This is a genomic window from Streptomyces sp. NPDC096132 (genome assembly GCF_044763345.1).
In the GTDB taxonomy this organism is placed as follows: Bacteria; Actinomycetota; Actinomycetes; order Streptomycetales; family Streptomycetaceae; genus Streptomyces.
Window position 1 is genome coordinate 149669 of record NZ_JBIWGA010000006.1, and the last position, 13979, is coordinate 163647.

A 13979-nucleotide genomic window follows, 5' to 3' on the forward strand; every position below is an offset into this window, starting at 1 on the left:
TTCTCCACGGTCAAGTCCTGTCTGGCAGGCGGTGGTTCACTCATGTGAGCCACCGCCTGCCGCGCTATGCGGGCAGCGGCCGATCCTTCACCACGTGCTTCATCACCAGCGTCGAGGTCAGCCGCTGCACCCCCGGGAGGGTGGCGAGGCGCTCGTCGTACAGCCGCTGGAAGGCTGCGAGGTCGGCGGTGGCCACCCGCAGCAGATAGTCCGGCTCCCCGAAGAGCCGCTGGGCGTCCAGTACGTGTTCCACCTCGCCCACCGCCCGCTCGAACTCGGCGACCGTGTCCCGGTCCTCCTGCCGCATCGAGACGAAGACCAGCGCCTCGAAGGTCAGCCCGACGGCCGTGGGCTCCACCACCGCCCGGTAGCCGCTGATCGCCCCGGACCGCTCCAGCTCCCGCAGCCGCCGATGACAGGGCGAGACGCTCAGCCGCACCCGCGCGGCCAGCTCGGTCACGGTCAGCCGCCCGTCCTGCTGCAGCTCGGCAAGAATCTTCCGGTCCACGTCGTCCATGAGGAAAATCCTCCCCCATAACCCCGCGTTTCAGGAAAAGAACGGGAACACTTTCGGGCACATCGCGCCTAATGTCCCCTTCATGGACTCCGGAACGCTGATTTCTTTCCTCGCCGTGGACCTGCTGCTGGTCTGCGTACCGGGCGCCGACTGGGCGTACGTGATCTCCGCCGGGCTGCGCGGCCGCTCGGTGGGCACCGCGGTGGGCGGGCTGGTGAGCGGGTACGCGCTGCACACCGCGCTGGCGGTGGCCGGCCTGGCGGTCCTGGTCGCGGGCTCACCCGCCCTGCTCACCGGGCTGACGGTGGCGGGGGCGGCGTATCTGGTGTGGCTGGGGTGGGGGGTGCTGCGCCGGCCCGGGATGCCGGTGGAGGGGGAGCCGGCGGTCGACGGCCGGGTCTTCCTGCGTGGCGCCACGATCAGCGGCCTGAACCCCAAGGGGCTGCTGCTGTACCTCTCCGTCCTGCCGCAGTTCCTCACCACCGGCGACGGCCGGCTGCCGGTCGCCGCCCAGACGGCCACCCTCGGACTGCTGCACATGGCCTGCTGCGCCGCCGTCTATCTGGCCGTCGGCGTCCTGGCCCGCAGACTGCTGAGCGCCCGCCCGGCGGCGGCCCGTGCGGTGACCCGCACCTCGGGCGCGGCGATGCTGGGCATCGGGACGTTCCTGCTGCTCCAGCACGCCATCTGAGGCCCGCTGACACGTCGAGATACGGCGAGCCCTCGGGGCTCACCGGGGCACGAGCCGGAACACCCTGATCTCCCGCTCCACCCGCGCCTGGTACGTCGCGTACGGCGGCCAGAACGCCAGCAGCTCCTGCCAGACCGCCGCCCGCTCCTCCCCCGCCAGCAGCAGGGCCGTGACGGCGACGTCCGTGCCCTTCCAGCTGATCTCGGCGTCGGGATGGGCGAGGAGGTTGGCGGTCCAGGCCGGGTGGCCGGTGCGGCCGAAGTTGGAGCCGACGAGGATCCAGCCGCGTCCCCCCGACTCCGGCATGCAGGCGAGGGGCGTGCGGCGCGGCTGCCCGCTGCGCGCACCGGTCGAGGTGAGGATCACCCCCGGCAGCATCTGGGCGCTGAGCAGCACCTTTCCCCGGGTGAGCCGGTGGACGGCCCGGTCGAGGGCGGGGATGACATGCGGGGCGACCTTGGCGAAGCCCCGTGTCGAGGACACCTTCTGCACCACCCGGACACCGATCACACCGTCACCTCCGTCCGCTCGAACAGCCCGGCCCCGTCGGCCGCGTGCGCGCGCAGCCGGTGCACGGGCCCGAACAGCAGTTCGTCACCGGCGGCCCGCTTGAAGTACAGGTGCGCCTCGTGCTCCCAGGTGAATCCGATGCCGCCATGCAGCTGGACACCCTCGGCGGCGGCAAGGCGCAACGCCTCCAGCGCCTGGGCGAGCGCGAGCCCGCCGACGCCTTCCCCCTGTCCGGCCGGGAGCGCGCGCCCGGCGACACCTTCCCCCCGTCCGGCCGGGAGCGCGAGCCCGCCTGCGGCTTCACCCCGTCCGGCCGGGAGCGAGGCCCCGCCGGCCCGCTCCGCCCGGCGGCCCGTGGCCTCCGTGGAGCCGGCCGTCTGCGCCCGGCCCGTGGCCCAGGCGGCGTAGTACGCGGCGGACCGGGCGGCCTGGACCTGTACGTACACGTCGGCCAGCCGGTGCTGCACCGCCTGGAAGGACCCGATCGCCCGCCCGAACTGCTCCCGCTGCCTCAGGTACTCGACCGTCCGCTCCAGCGCCCGGTCGGCGGCCCCGACGGCCTCGCAGGCGAGGAAGGCGGCGGCGAAGTCCCCGGCGCGGGCGAGGGCCGGCCGGATGTCCGCCTCCTCGCCGCCCAGCAACTCGGCTTCCACGTCCCGCAGTTGGACACGAGCCTGCGGCCGGGTGGCGTCGAGCGCGGTCTGCCGTGTCCGTACGACCCCGGCGGCGTCCCCCGCCACCAGGAACAGCAGGGTCCGGGACCGTACGAAGCCGCCGGTGTGCGCGGCGACGACCAGCAGCCCGGCGCTGTGCCCGTCGAGCACCTGCGCGGCCTCCCCGTACAGCCGCCAGCCGCCGTCGGCCCGCCGGGCCTGCACCCCTCCCGCGCGCCCCCCGCCGGACCAGTCGCCGCCGCCCGGCCCGGTCAGGGCGAGGGCGGTGCCGAGGGCGGGCGCGGGGACGGCGAGGGCGGCGGTCAGGGTGCCGTCGGTGATCCGGGGGAGCAGCCCGGCGCACTGGGCGTCGGTGCCGAGGGCCAGGATCAGGGGCGCGGCGAGGACGGAGGTGGCGAGCAGCGGGGTGGGGGCGAGGGCCCGGCCGGTCTCCTCGGCGGCGAGGGCGAGGTCGGTGGGCGGGCAGCCGACCCCGCCGAAGGCCTCCGGGAGGGCGAGGCCGGGCAGGCCGAGCTGTTCGGCGAGGGCGGCCCACAGGGCGGGGTCGTGTCCGGCGGGGGTGGCGAGGGCGGCCCGGAGTTCCTCGGGGCCGCAGCGTTTGTGGAGCAGTTCCCGCAGCGTGCGGCGGATCTCGTCCTGTTCGGCGGTGAAGCTGGGGTCCATGGCACTTCCCTCCGGATCTGACGGTCCGTCATATTAGGAGTCCGGGAACGAGATGCACAGAGGAACGGACACACAGAGGGCCGGGACACACACAGAGGGAGGTGGCCCCTCATGGCCGCGGGAAGCCGGAAGGTGGCGGTGGTGGGCGCAGCGCTCTCCGACTGCGGACGGGTGGACGAGGCGACCCCGTACGCCCTGCACGCCCAGGCGGCCCGCCGGGCGCTCGCGGACGCGGGGCTCGACCGGTCGCGGGTGGACGGTTTCGCGTCCGCGGGGCTCGGCACCCTCGCCCCCGTCGAGGTCGCCGACTATCTGGGCCTGCGCCCCACCTGGGTCGACTCCACCTCCGTCGGCGGCTCGACCTGGGAGGTCATGGCGGCGCACGCGGCCGACGCGATCGCCGCAGGGCACGCGAACGCCGTCCTCCTGGTCTACGGCTCCACGGCCCGCGCCGACATCCGGGCGGGCCGCCGCACCGGCACCTTCGCCTTCGGCGCGCACGGCCCGCTCCAGTTCGAGGTGCCCTACGGCCACACCCTGATCGCCAAGTACGCGATGGCCGCCCGCCGCCACATGCTCGAATACGGCACGACGATCGAGCAGTTGGCGGAGGTCGCGGTGCAGGCGCGGGCGAACGCGGCGCTCAATCCCGACGCCATGTTCCGCGATCCGGTGACCGTGGACGACGTCCTGTCCGGCCCGATGATCGCCGACCCGTTCACCAAGCTGCACTGCTGCATCCGCTCCGACGGGGGCGCGGCGGTCCTGCTGGCGGCCGAGGAGTACGTACGGGACTGCCGTACGGCACCGGTGTGGATCCTCGGCACCGGGGAGCACGTGTCCCACGCGAGCCTGTCGGAGTGGGAGGACTTCACGGTCTCCCCGGCGGCGGTCAGCGGGCGGCTGGCCTTCGAGCGGGCGGGGGTGCGGCCGCGGGAGATGGACTTCGCCGAGATCTACGACGCCTTCACCTACATGACGCTGGTGACCCTGGAGGACCTGGGCTTCTGCGCGAAGGGCGAGGGCGGGGCCTTCGTGGAGAAGGGGCGACTGCTGGTCGGCGGGGAGCTGCCGGTGAACACCGACGGGGGCGGGCTGTCCGCCCAACACCCCGGCATGCGCGGTCTGTTCCTGCTGGTGGAAGCGGTACGGCAGCTGCGGGGCGAGGCCGGGGACCGTCAAGTGCGGGCATCCGACGGCGAGTTGCCCCGCCTGGGGGTGGCCTCCGGCACCGGCGGATGGTTCTGTTCTTCCGGAACGGTAGTGCTGGGACGGAACTGAACTCTGCCGTACTCTCGTCGTGCCTCAGTGAGGTCTGGGAGAGGGCCGGGACAGCGCGGATTGCCGGGGGGCAAAAGCGTGGACAGAGGGTTCTTACGGGGCTTATTGCCCCTCACGGTGAGCGGATTACTGCTGGTCGGCGCGTGTTCCGGCGGAGGTGGGTCCGGCGGCGGGGAGGCCACCGGGACACCGAGTGCGACGGGCACGGTGAAGCCGGAGCGGACCGCCGACGCGGACGGCGCCGCCTCGGACGCGCCCAGCCCCGCGCCCACCGCGCTCGACTTCACCCCCGACCCGGCCCGCGCCCCGAAGAACCGCGCGGACGCGGTGAGCCTGGCCAAGAAGGTCGCCGCGGGTCCGGAGCTGTGGGGAGCCGGTTACGTCCTGTCCGCCCCGGACAGCGATCCCGGCACCTGGCCGGTCCTCGACGGCGACTGCGTCTGGCAGCGTGAGCCCGTCCCCGACGACGTGCTCGCCAGCGTCACCCGCTACAGCGAACTCCCCGCCGCCGACGGCAACGGCCCGGTCCGAGTCGCGGTGACCGTCACCGTCCACAAGGACACGGACAGCGCCGACTGGGAGCAGGCGTCGACGCTGGAAGAGGCACTGCGCTGCCCGGACCAGGTGCTGCGCGCCGGAGAACGCATCACCGGTCTCAAGTCCCTCGGCGCACCGTTCGGCACGAACGGCAACCAGTACGCCGAGGACTCGCTCTTCGAGTCCGGCCAGTACCAGAGCGACACCCTGGGCGGCCCGTACACCTACACCTGGACCCAGGGCCGTATCGGCCAGGTCACCGTCGCCACCACCTGCCGGGGCTCCAAGGGGCACGACTACGTGGAACTGACCCAGGCGGTGGCCGAGACCCAGAGCAACATGCTGCTGCGCCTGGAGAACGCTCTGGAGGTGGCCGGATGAACGGCCCGCTGCTGCCCTCCGACCCCTCCTCCCTCGCCGGGTACCGGCTGCTCGGCCGGCTCGGCGCCGGCGGCATGGGCGTGGTCTACCTCGGCCGTACGGACGAGGGCGCGCTGGCCGCGATCAAGGTGATCCAGGCGGAGTACGCCGAGGACCCCCAGTTCCGGGCCCGCTTCCGGCGCGAGGTCGAGGCCGCGCGCCGGGTCAGCAGCCCCTGGGCGGTGCCCGTCACCGGCGCCGACCCGGACGCCGCCGCACCCTGGCTGGCCACCGCCTTCGTCCCCGGGCCCTCGCTCGCCGAGGCCGTCGCCGAGTGCGGGCCGCTGCCCGCCCGCAGTGTGCGGGTGCTGGCCGCGATGCTCGCCGGGGCACTGGCCGAGGTGCACGCGGCCGGACTGGTCCACCGGGACGTCAAGCCCGGCAATGTGCTGCTCGCCGTGGACGGCCCCCGGCTCATCGACTTCGGGATCGCGCGGGCCGCCGACGACACGGCGATCACCTCCGCCGACATGGTCGTCGGCACCCCCGGGTTCCTCTCGCCCGAGCAGGCCGAGGCCCGCGCCGACGCACTCGGCCCGCCCAGCGACGTCTTCTCGCTGGGCTGTCTGCTGGCGTACGCGGCGACCGGCCGCCCGCCCTTCGGCACCGGCGCGGTCGACGCCCTGCTCTACCGCACGGTGCACGACGAGCCCGACCTGGAGGGCCTCGACGAGCGACTGCTGACGCTGCTGCGGCCGTGCCTGGCCAAGGACCCGGCCGAGCGTCCCACGGCCGCCGCGCTGCGCGAGCTGATCGTCGAGGACACCCCGGGAGATCCGGCGGGATGGCTGCCGGAGGACGTCGTACGGGTCATCGCGGAGCGTTCGGCGACGATGCTCGCGCTGCCGGACATCGAGCCGACGGTGGTGGCGGGATCGGCGACGGACACGGGAACGGCGGGGTCGGAGCCGCCCGCACCCAGCCGGCGGCGGTTCCTCCTCGCGGCGGGCGCAGGTGCCGTACTCGCGGCGGGCGGTGGCCTCGCGGCCTGGGCCGCACTGCGCGGGGACGACGACCACGAGACGTCCGGCCCCGCCGAGGCCCGGGACTGGATCATCGGCGTCCAGGCGGATCTCAGCGGACCGGGCAAGGCCCTCGGGCGGGCGCAGGAGCGGGGGGCGCGGCTCGCGGTCGAGCAGTTCAACGCCCGTAAGGACAAGCCGTTCACGCTCACCCTGAAGACGGCCGACGACGGGGGCGACGCGACCCGGGCGGGCGCCGTCGCCCGCGCCTTCGTCGCCGACAAGAACGTCCTCGCCGTCCTCGGACCGACGTCCGACGGACCCGCCCGCGCCGTCCTCAGCGTCTACGACGGGGCGCTGCTCCCGTTGATCTCCGTGTCCGCCGGATCCACCATCCTGACCGCCGGCGAGAACCGTTCCTTCCTGCACGCCCGCCCCGCCGACGTGGAGGCCACCGGATCCATCGCCGTGTTCCTGACGGCCGGCGGCGAGGCGGTGAGCGAGGAATACGCCTCCGGGTTCGCCGCCACCGGCCCCTCCCGGCGGCCCGGCCTGCTCATGGACCGCGGCGGCGGCGACTACGCCTGGGAGACCGTCGGCTCCGTCAACCTGCTGCTGCGGGGGCAGGGCCGGGTGCCCTATCCGCGGGTCGTCCCGGCCGGAACCACGGCCTTCCGGCCCGTCGTGGCCGACATGCTGGCGGCGGGCGCCGACGCCTTCGTCTACGGCGGACCCGCGGCGGGCGCGGCGGCCTTCGCACGCGAGCTGGCCGCGGCCGGCTTCGACGGACCCAGGTACACCCCGGGAGCCGTCCTGACCCAGGACTTCCTCGACGCGGCGGGCGAGGCCGCCGAGGGCTGGCTGATCACCAGCACCTGTGTGGACCCGGTGGCCCTGCCCGAGGCCGCCGACTTCACCGCCGCCCACCGCAAACGGTTCGGCTCCGCGCCCGGCTTCTTCGCGGTGGAGGCGTACGACGCGGTCAACCTGATCGCCGACGTCCTGCGCAAGGCGGCGAAGCGGCCGACGCGCGCCCAGCTGACCAACTCGCTGCGCCGGGCCGGCTATCAGGGATTGGCGAAGAAGTACGCGTTCGATCCCGAGACCGGGGCCTTCAGCCCCTCGAACGGGCCGATCTTCGGATACCTGGTCGACGGCGGCAGGTTCCGCTTCCTCGGTACGGCACCCGTACCGAACTGGTCGGACGCGTAGGACCGCCCCGCCGTGCCCGTCACCGCCCTGCGTCCCGGGGACCCACAGGCCGTCGGCGGCCACCGGCTGCTGGGCCGGCTGGGCGCGGGCGGCATGGGCGTGGTCTATCTGGCCCGTACGCCGGGCGGGGCGCTGGTCGCGCTCAAGGTGATCCGCGCCGAGTACGCCGCCGACCCGGCCTTCCGGGTGCGGTTCCGGCGCGAGGCGGAAGCGGTGGGCCGGCTGGGCGAGCGGGTCGCCGCGCGGCCGGGCGGACGCTGGCTGGTGCCGGTGACCGCCGCCGACCCGGAGGCCCGCGAGCCCTGGCTGGCCACGGCGTACGTCCCCGGGCCCTCGCTCGCCGACGCGGTCGCGCGGTACGGACCGCTCCCGCCGGAGAGCGTACGGGTGCTCGGCGCCCGGCTGGCCGAGGCGCTGGCGGAGGTGCACACGGCCGGACTGGTGCACCGGGACGTCAAGCCCGGCAACGTCCTCCTCGCCCTGGACGGACCGCGGCTCATCGACTTCGGCATCGCGCGCTCGGCGGACGCGACCGCGCTCACCGCGAGCGACGTGGTGATCGGCTCCCCGGGCTATCTCTCCCCCGAACAGGCCCAGGCGGGCCGGGCGGAACGGGTCGGCCCGCCGAGCGACGTCTTCTCCCTGGCCTGCGTCCTCGCCTTCGCCTCGACCGCCCGCCGCCCCTTCGGCACCGGCACCCCGGCCGCCGTCATCTACCGCACAGTGCGCGAGACCCCCGACCTCACCGGCGTACCGGCCCCACTGCTGCCCCTGCTGACGGCCTGCCTCACCAAGGCCCCCGGGGCCCGGCCGACTGCGGAGGAGGTACGGGTCGCTCTGGACTCCGGTTGGGCTGCGGGGAGCGCGGCACGTGCGGCGGGCGAGGGCGGGCGGCCGGGTACGGCAGCCGAAGGCGAGCCGGGTTCGTCAACCGGTGGAGGGGTCGGTGCGGGGAGCGGCGGTGGGCCGGGGTCGTCGAGCGGTGGTGGTTGGCTGCCCGCTCCCCTGCCGGGGCTGATCGCCGAACGGGCCGCGCGGGTGCTGGAGTTGTCGGTGCCGGTGCTCGAGACGGCGGAACTCGACGAGACCCGGGTGGAGGCCCGGCCGTCGCGGCGTCGCTTCATGGCGCTCGGGGCGGTCGTGGGGGTGCTCGGCGCCGGGGGCGGCGTGGCGGCCTGGGTGGCGCGCTCGGGCGGGGGACCCGGCGGAGGGACGGGCGGCGGGACGGGTCCGCTGCCCCGGTACACGATCGGGCTGCACGCCGATCTCAGCGGCGGCACGAAGAGCCTCGGGCGGGCGCAGGAGCGGGCGGCGCGGCTCGCCGTGGAGCAGCACAACGCCCGTGCGGACCGGGAGTTCGACCTGGTGCTCAAGGTCAGGGACGACGGCGGGAAGCCCGCGCAGGCCGTCAAGACCGCCGACGCCTTCGCCGCGGACGACTCGGTGTACGCGGTGATCGGTCCCACGACGAACGAGACGGCCGTCGCCGCCCAGGCGACCTACCAGAAGGCACTGCTGCCCGCGCTGATCGTCTCCGCCGGGGACGAGCGACTGTCCAACACCTCGAAAACGGCGGTCTTCCAGCTCAGGCCCAACGACGTCTACCTGACGACACCGGTCGGCTGGTACCTCACCCAGGTCGAACCCGCCCGCAGGACCGCCGCAGTCGACGACCAGGCGGCGGGACAGACCAGTTGGAAGAGCGCCAGGTCGATGAACGAGTACCCGCCCTCCAGGGGCACCACCACCCTCCACACCGTCGCCGCCGGCAGTGAGGACTTCCGCCCGGCCGTGGAGGCGGCGATCGCCGCCAAGGCCCAGGCCCTCGTCTACACCGGAACGTCCGCCCACCGGGCCGCGCTGTGCGCCCGCGCCGCACGCGAGGCGGGGTTCACCGGCTCGTGCGCGGCCATGGAGCCGGTGCTGGGTCCGGCGTTCCTGGAGGAGGCAGGGGAGGCCGCCGAGGGCTGGGTGTTCGGCACCACCTACGTGGACCCTTCGGCTTCCCCGGCGCCGAAGGCGGCGAAGGCCTTCGCGGCGGCGTACCGCAAGCGCTACGGCGTCGACGAGGTCCCTCCGTACGCCGCCGAGGCCTACGACGCGCTCGGCCTGGCCACGGAGGGGCTGCGCCTGATCGGCCCGGACGGGGTGGAGCGGGGCGGGGTGACGCAGCGCCTGCGTACGCTCACCTACCAAGGTGTCTGCAAGGAACTGTCGTTCAACAGCACGACCCTCCAGATGGCCGCCACCCCCGGGCTCTTCCTGTACCGGGTGGAGGACGGCCGGGCCCGGTTCCTGGGCCAGTACGAGACGGTGAAGTGAGCGGCCCGGCAGCCTTTCCGGATCCGGCGGCAACCTTTCCGGGATACGGCGGCGACTGACGAGTCGGAAGTTTTTCCGGACGTGCTCACCCGAACCGCGTAAGGATTCACCCGTGGCATCCTCTTCGCACCGCCGACCGCGCCCCGAGCGCCGCCCGGCCCGCGTGCCCCTGGTCGCCCTGTCGGCCGTGGCGGCCGTCGCGCTCGTCGTGACCCTGGTCGTCGCCTTCCGCCCCGGCGGCGGGTCCGACGACGGGAAGGACGCGGTCAGCCCGGTGGCGGGCGCCGAGGTGAGCGCGTCGCCGCCGGCGGCACCGACCTCCGCCTCTCCGCAGCCCTCCACGGCGTCCCCGAGCACCACGGCCAGTGCGACGGCCGGCGCGAAGAAGACCCCGTCGGCCTCGGCACGCGCCTCGGCCACCCGCACATCCACGTCCACGTCCGGAAAATCATCCGCGACCGGCTCCCTGGCGGGCCGGATCCGCCCCGGCACCACCTACACCGGAGTCGCCACCTCCTACGACGTCGGCAACGGCGACGGCGCCTGCTCCTACGGCCCCACCTCCGACGTGATGACAGCGGCGATGAACACCGCCGACTACGAGACGTCCAAGGCGTGCGGCGCGTACGTGGCCGTCCACGCGGGCGGCAAGTCCATCACCGTCCGGATCACCAACGAGTGCCCGGCGCCCTGCCAGGCCGGCCAACTCGACCTCAGCCAGCAGGCCTTCGCGAAGCTCGCCCCGCTCTCCGCCGGCCGGATCCAGATCACCTGGAACCTCCTGAGCCCCGCCACCTCCGACACGATCTCCATCCGCTACAAGACCGGCTCCAGCCAGTACTGGTGCGGCATCCAGGCCATCGGCCACCGCAACCCCCTGGCCCGCCTGGAGGTCCGTGCGGGCGGCTCCTGGGTCCAGCTGGCGCGCACCGAGTACAACTACTTCCTCTCCGAGCAGGGCAGCGGCTGCGGCGGCGCGATCCGGCTCACCGACATCTATGGCGAGCAGCTGACGGTCGACGGGATCTCGGTGAAGCCCGACGCCGTACAGCCGACGAAGGTCCAGTTCACCCGCCACTGACGACCGGGCCCGGATACTCGGGGCATGGCTACGGATCTTCATGAACTGCTGAGGTCGCTGCGGGTGTGGGACCCGACGGTGACCGAACTGCCGGCCTTCGACACGGAGAAGGCCCCCAGCGACCCCGTTCCCCTCTTCACGTCCTGGTTTGCCGAGGCGGTCGCGGCGGGTGAGCGCGAGCCGCACACCATGACCCTGGCCACCGCCGACGAGGAGGGCCTCCCGGACGCCCGGATCGTGATGCTGCACGGTGCCGACGCGACCGGCTGGTCCTTCGCGACCCACGCCACCAGCCGCAAGGGCCGCCACCTCACCGCCCGCCCGTACGCGGCGCTCACCTTCTACTGGCCCGTGCTGGGCCGCCAGGTCCGCGTCCGGGGCCCGGTCACCTCCGCCCCCTCCGAGGAGGCGCAGGCGGACCTGCACGCCCGCTCGACGGGCGCCCTGGCCGCCGCGTTGACGGGCCGCCAGAGCGAGGTCCTGACCTCGGCGGTGGAACTGGCGAGAACCTCGCAGGCGGCCTGGGAGGAGGCCCAACGGAACCCGACCGCGCCGTCCCCGACCTGGACGCTGTACCGGCTCACGCCGGAGGAGGTGGAGTTCTTCCAGGGCGACGAGAGGCGACGGCATGTACGTCTCGCGTACCGGAGGAGCGGGGAAGGGGACGGCTGGTCACGGCACCTGCTGTGGCCGTGAAACCCGGTGATCAGGCCGCGCGTTCCTCGAACACCAGGGTGTTGGGCCCGTCGGAGACGACGTGGAGGTCCACGGTGACCTGGAGCGCGGCCGCCAGCCGGACGAGCAGATCCGCAGTGAGGGGAAGCATCCCGCCGACCTCCACCGTCTCCACCTGGTCCTCGGTCATCCCCAGCCGCCGCCCGAGAGCGTCCTGGGTCATCCCGAGCTCCGTCCGACGGTCGTACACCAGCTGTCCCAACGCGTACGCCAGCCGAATCTGCTCCCGCTCCGCGATGACCGCGGGCGGTTCGGAACCGCCCCCGGCGGCACTCCGCTCCCGGGTCGGCTTCCAACGGGTGTGGCTCACAGGTCCTCCCGGAACTCACGCGTGAATTCGTCATGTGCTGGGCCATGCTCGGCCTCGCACCGCTCTTTGGCCAACCTGGCGCGCTTGACCTCGATGTCCTCCCGCATCCGGGTCTTCCGGAACAGGGTGAGCAGCACGATCCTCCTACGGGGTGCCAGCCAGTAGGTCACCCGCGTAGCGCATCCGCCCAGGACGAACCGCAGCTCCCGCACTCCTTCTCCCAGGTTACGAGAGTGTGGCTCGCCGAGGGTCGTGGGAGCCTGAGCGAGAAGCTCGGCTTTCTCCTCCACCTGACGGTAATGCTGCGCGGACAGCTGCCCCAGCCAGTCCCGCACTTCCGGCTCCAGCTCGATCACGTAGGGCTCGGTCACGCCGTGAACCCACGGGGATCGCAGAGAGACCGGTTCCGGTTTCCGGCGCTGTCACTCATATGTGCGCTCGTTCCTGAGATATCCGGCCGCCCCCGCCCGCGGCAGCACCGCCCACATCCGGGTGCCCCCGCCCGGTTCCCGGTCCCCGCCGATGCCCCAGTCGCCGTGGCAGGCTCGCACGACCTCGTCCAGGACGCGCAAGGACACCCGGCGGGACAGGACGCAGATGGCGCCGAGGCGGGCGTGGGTGTGGCGGGGGTGGCCGTCGTAGACCGTGACGCGCAGGGCGTCGTTGCGGTGGCGCAGCGAGACGTACACCTCGTTGGTGGCGGACAGGCGGCAGGCGCAGGCGGTCAGTTCGCTGACCACCTGGACGACCGCGTCGGTCACCTCGGGCAGACCGTGCGCCTTGAGGATCGCGCGGGTCGCGGCACGGGCGACACCGGGACTTCGGGGCGCCGCCGGGAGCGTGAAGCTGTAGAGGAGGTTCTCCGGGAGGGCCGGGGTGAAGGGGGCGTCGGCGGGTGCGACGGTCGGCGAAGGGCAGGACGTGGTGACGGCGTGCACGGCAACTCCCTTGTCTGATGGGGGGGTTCCACCCGGTGGCCTGTCTCCCTGGACACGAGCGCACCCCTCCCAGGGAGGAGAAGGCGGGCGGCACGTGTGATGCGCTTCCGGATGGCTCCGATACGACCTTGTGGTCGCTCGGTTACAAACCGTAGAGGATGAGAGTGGCACGTTGCCACCAGATCGACAGAATTACCACTTCCGTGGTGGACCGGGCGCAGCCCGACGCGGCAGACTGGCGCCGCGACCATTGGAGGAAGTGACAGATGCCGCCCAGGGCAACCCCCAGCGAGCGCCAGAAGCGTCTGGGCGCCGAACTGCGGAAGATGCGCCTCGCAGCACAGGTGAGCACGGACTACGCGGCAGGACTGCTGGGCATCGACCGGACGAAGATCTCCAACATCGAGTCGGGCGTCCGGGTCATCTCACCGGAACGGCTGCGGACCCTCGCCTGCAACTACGACTGCCAGGACCAGGCGTACGTCGACGCACTGGCCGACATGGCGGCCGACAACAAGCGCGGCTGGTGGGACGCGTACCGGGGGCAGCTCCCCGCCGGCCTCATGGACATCGCGGAGCTGGAATGGCACGCCAGAAGAGTGCGGGCCGGCCTGGCCATGCATGTGCCCGGCTTGCTCCAGACCGACGGCTACGCCCGCACCCTCTTCTCGGCCGCGCTCCCTCCCCTGTCCCGTGACGAGGTGGAACTGCGTGTGGCCCTCCGGTTGCAGCGCCAGCAGGTGCTGCACCGCGAGAACCCCATCGGGTACGACGGCTACGTCCACGAGGCCGCGCTGCGCGTCGAGTTCGGCGGGGCCAAGGTCATGCGTGCCCAGCTCGACCAGCTCTGCGAACTGTCCGAGCAGGACAACATCGACGTACGCGTCATCCCCTTCCGGGCCGGGGCCTTCCCCGGAGCCGGACAGGCCGTGATCTACGCCGAGGGTCCCGTGCCCCAACTCGACACCGTGGAGCTCGACTCGGCACACGGACCGGAGTTCCTGCACGGCCAGTCCCAGCTCGACAAGTACCGCGCCCACCTCGACTGGATGGAAGCCGCGTCACTGTCGCCCGCCGACTCCCGTGACTTCATGCACCGCATCGCCGGCGACTTCTGAGGAGTTAC

The 13979-nt window shown here is 73.2% G+C and carries 14 protein-coding genes; 8 read left to right on the forward strand and 6 right to left on the reverse strand.

Going from position 1 to position 13979, the window contains the following annotated elements; genetic code table 11:
- Positions 1–64 precede the first annotated feature (64 nt).
- Complete coding sequence (locus tag ACIRF9_RS16350; RefSeq protein WP_403821638.1) at positions 65–517, reverse strand: Lrp/AsnC family transcriptional regulator; 453 nt, start codon at positions 515–517, stop codon at positions 65–67.
- Positions 518–599: 82 nt separating this feature from the next.
- Between ACIRF9_RS16350 and ACIRF9_RS16355 the strand changes: the two genes are divergently transcribed.
- Positions 600–1208 (forward strand): LysE family translocator, encoded by a 609-nt coding sequence (locus ACIRF9_RS16355; protein ID WP_403821640.1) that lies wholly within the window; start codon positions 600–602, stop codon positions 1206–1208.
- Positions 1209–1247: 39 nt separating this feature from the next.
- Here ACIRF9_RS16355 and ACIRF9_RS16360 read toward each other — a convergent pair whose 3' ends face one another.
- Together ACIRF9_RS16360 and ACIRF9_RS16365 are read right to left on the reverse strand one after the other, a co-directional pair.
- Positions 1248–1718, reverse strand: coding sequence for a nitroreductase family deazaflavin-dependent oxidoreductase (locus ACIRF9_RS16360; RefSeq protein ID WP_403821643.1), 471 nt, complete (start codon positions 1716–1718; stop codon positions 1248–1250).
- Positions 1715–3055 carry an acyl-CoA dehydrogenase family protein gene (locus ACIRF9_RS16365; protein ID WP_403821646.1) on the reverse strand — a complete coding sequence of 447 codons (1341 nt, stop codon included), beginning with the start codon at positions 3053–3055 and terminating at the stop codon, positions 1715–1717. Before ACIRF9_RS16365 ends, ACIRF9_RS16360 begins: the two co-directional genes overlap by 4 nt.
- 111 nt (positions 3056–3166) lie before the next feature.
- Between ACIRF9_RS16365 and ACIRF9_RS16370 the strand changes: the two genes are divergently transcribed.
- From ACIRF9_RS16370 to ACIRF9_RS16395, 6 genes are all read left to right on the forward strand, one after another.
- Positions 3167–4336, forward strand: coding sequence for a thiolase C-terminal domain-containing protein (locus tag ACIRF9_RS16370; RefSeq protein ID WP_403821649.1), 1170 nt, complete (start codon positions 3167–3169; stop codon positions 4334–4336).
- A 117-nt stretch (positions 4337–4453) separates the two neighbouring features.
- Positions 4454–5254 carry a hypothetical protein gene (locus ACIRF9_RS16375; RefSeq protein WP_403821652.1) on the forward strand — a complete coding sequence of 267 codons (801 nt, stop codon included), beginning with the start codon at positions 4454–4456 and terminating at the stop codon, positions 5252–5254.
- Positions 5251–7467, forward strand: coding sequence for a bifunctional serine/threonine-protein kinase/ABC transporter substrate-binding protein (locus ACIRF9_RS16380; RefSeq protein WP_403821655.1), 2217 nt, complete (start codon positions 5251–5253; stop codon positions 7465–7467). Before ACIRF9_RS16375 ends, ACIRF9_RS16380 begins: the two co-directional genes overlap by 4 nt.
- A gap of 12 nt (positions 7468–7479) precedes the next feature.
- On the forward strand, positions 7480–9789 hold the full coding sequence (locus tag ACIRF9_RS16385; protein WP_403821658.1) for a bifunctional serine/threonine-protein kinase/ABC transporter substrate-binding protein: 2310 nt from the start codon (positions 7480–7482) through the stop codon (positions 9787–9789).
- A 112-nt stretch (positions 9790–9901) separates the two neighbouring features.
- Positions 9902–10870, forward strand: coding sequence for an expansin EXLX1 family cellulose-binding protein (locus ACIRF9_RS16390; protein WP_403821661.1), 969 nt, complete (start codon positions 9902–9904; stop codon positions 10868–10870).
- A 24-nt stretch (positions 10871–10894) separates the two neighbouring features.
- Positions 10895–11566: a pyridoxal 5'-phosphate synthase gene (locus ACIRF9_RS16395; RefSeq protein ID WP_403821664.1), complete on the forward strand. Its 672-nt coding sequence runs from the start codon at positions 10895–10897 to the stop codon at positions 11564–11566.
- Between the two features lie 10 nt (positions 11567–11576).
- Here the strand turns inward: ACIRF9_RS16395 and ACIRF9_RS16400 are convergent, their stop codons facing one another.
- From ACIRF9_RS16400 to ACIRF9_RS16410, 3 genes are read right to left on the reverse strand one after another with little or no spacing between them, the layout of a single operon-like run.
- Entirely contained in the window at positions 11577–11915 is a 339-nt protein-coding gene (locus ACIRF9_RS16400; protein WP_403821667.1) for a helix-turn-helix domain-containing protein, read from the reverse strand.
- Positions 11912–12286: a type II toxin-antitoxin system RelE/ParE family toxin gene (locus tag ACIRF9_RS16405; RefSeq protein ID WP_403821670.1), complete on the reverse strand. Its 375-nt coding sequence runs from the start codon at positions 12284–12286 to the stop codon at positions 11912–11914. The genes ACIRF9_RS16400 and ACIRF9_RS16405 overlap by 4 nt, the downstream gene beginning before the upstream one ends.
- A 51-nt stretch (positions 12287–12337) precedes the next feature.
- The gene (locus ACIRF9_RS16410; RefSeq protein ID WP_403821673.1) at positions 12338–12853 is read right to left on the reverse strand and encodes an ATP-binding protein; all 516 of its coding nucleotides are present in this window, start codon (positions 12851–12853) and stop codon (positions 12338–12340) included.
- 266 nt (positions 12854–13119) lie between these two features.
- On the opposite strand from ACIRF9_RS16410, the gene ACIRF9_RS16415 reads away from it, so the two are divergent.
- A complete protein-coding gene (locus ACIRF9_RS16415) occupies positions 13120–13971 on the forward strand; it encodes a helix-turn-helix domain-containing protein (RefSeq protein WP_403821675.1) in 852 nt (283 codons plus the stop codon).
- Positions 13972–13979: the final 8 nt, after the last annotated feature.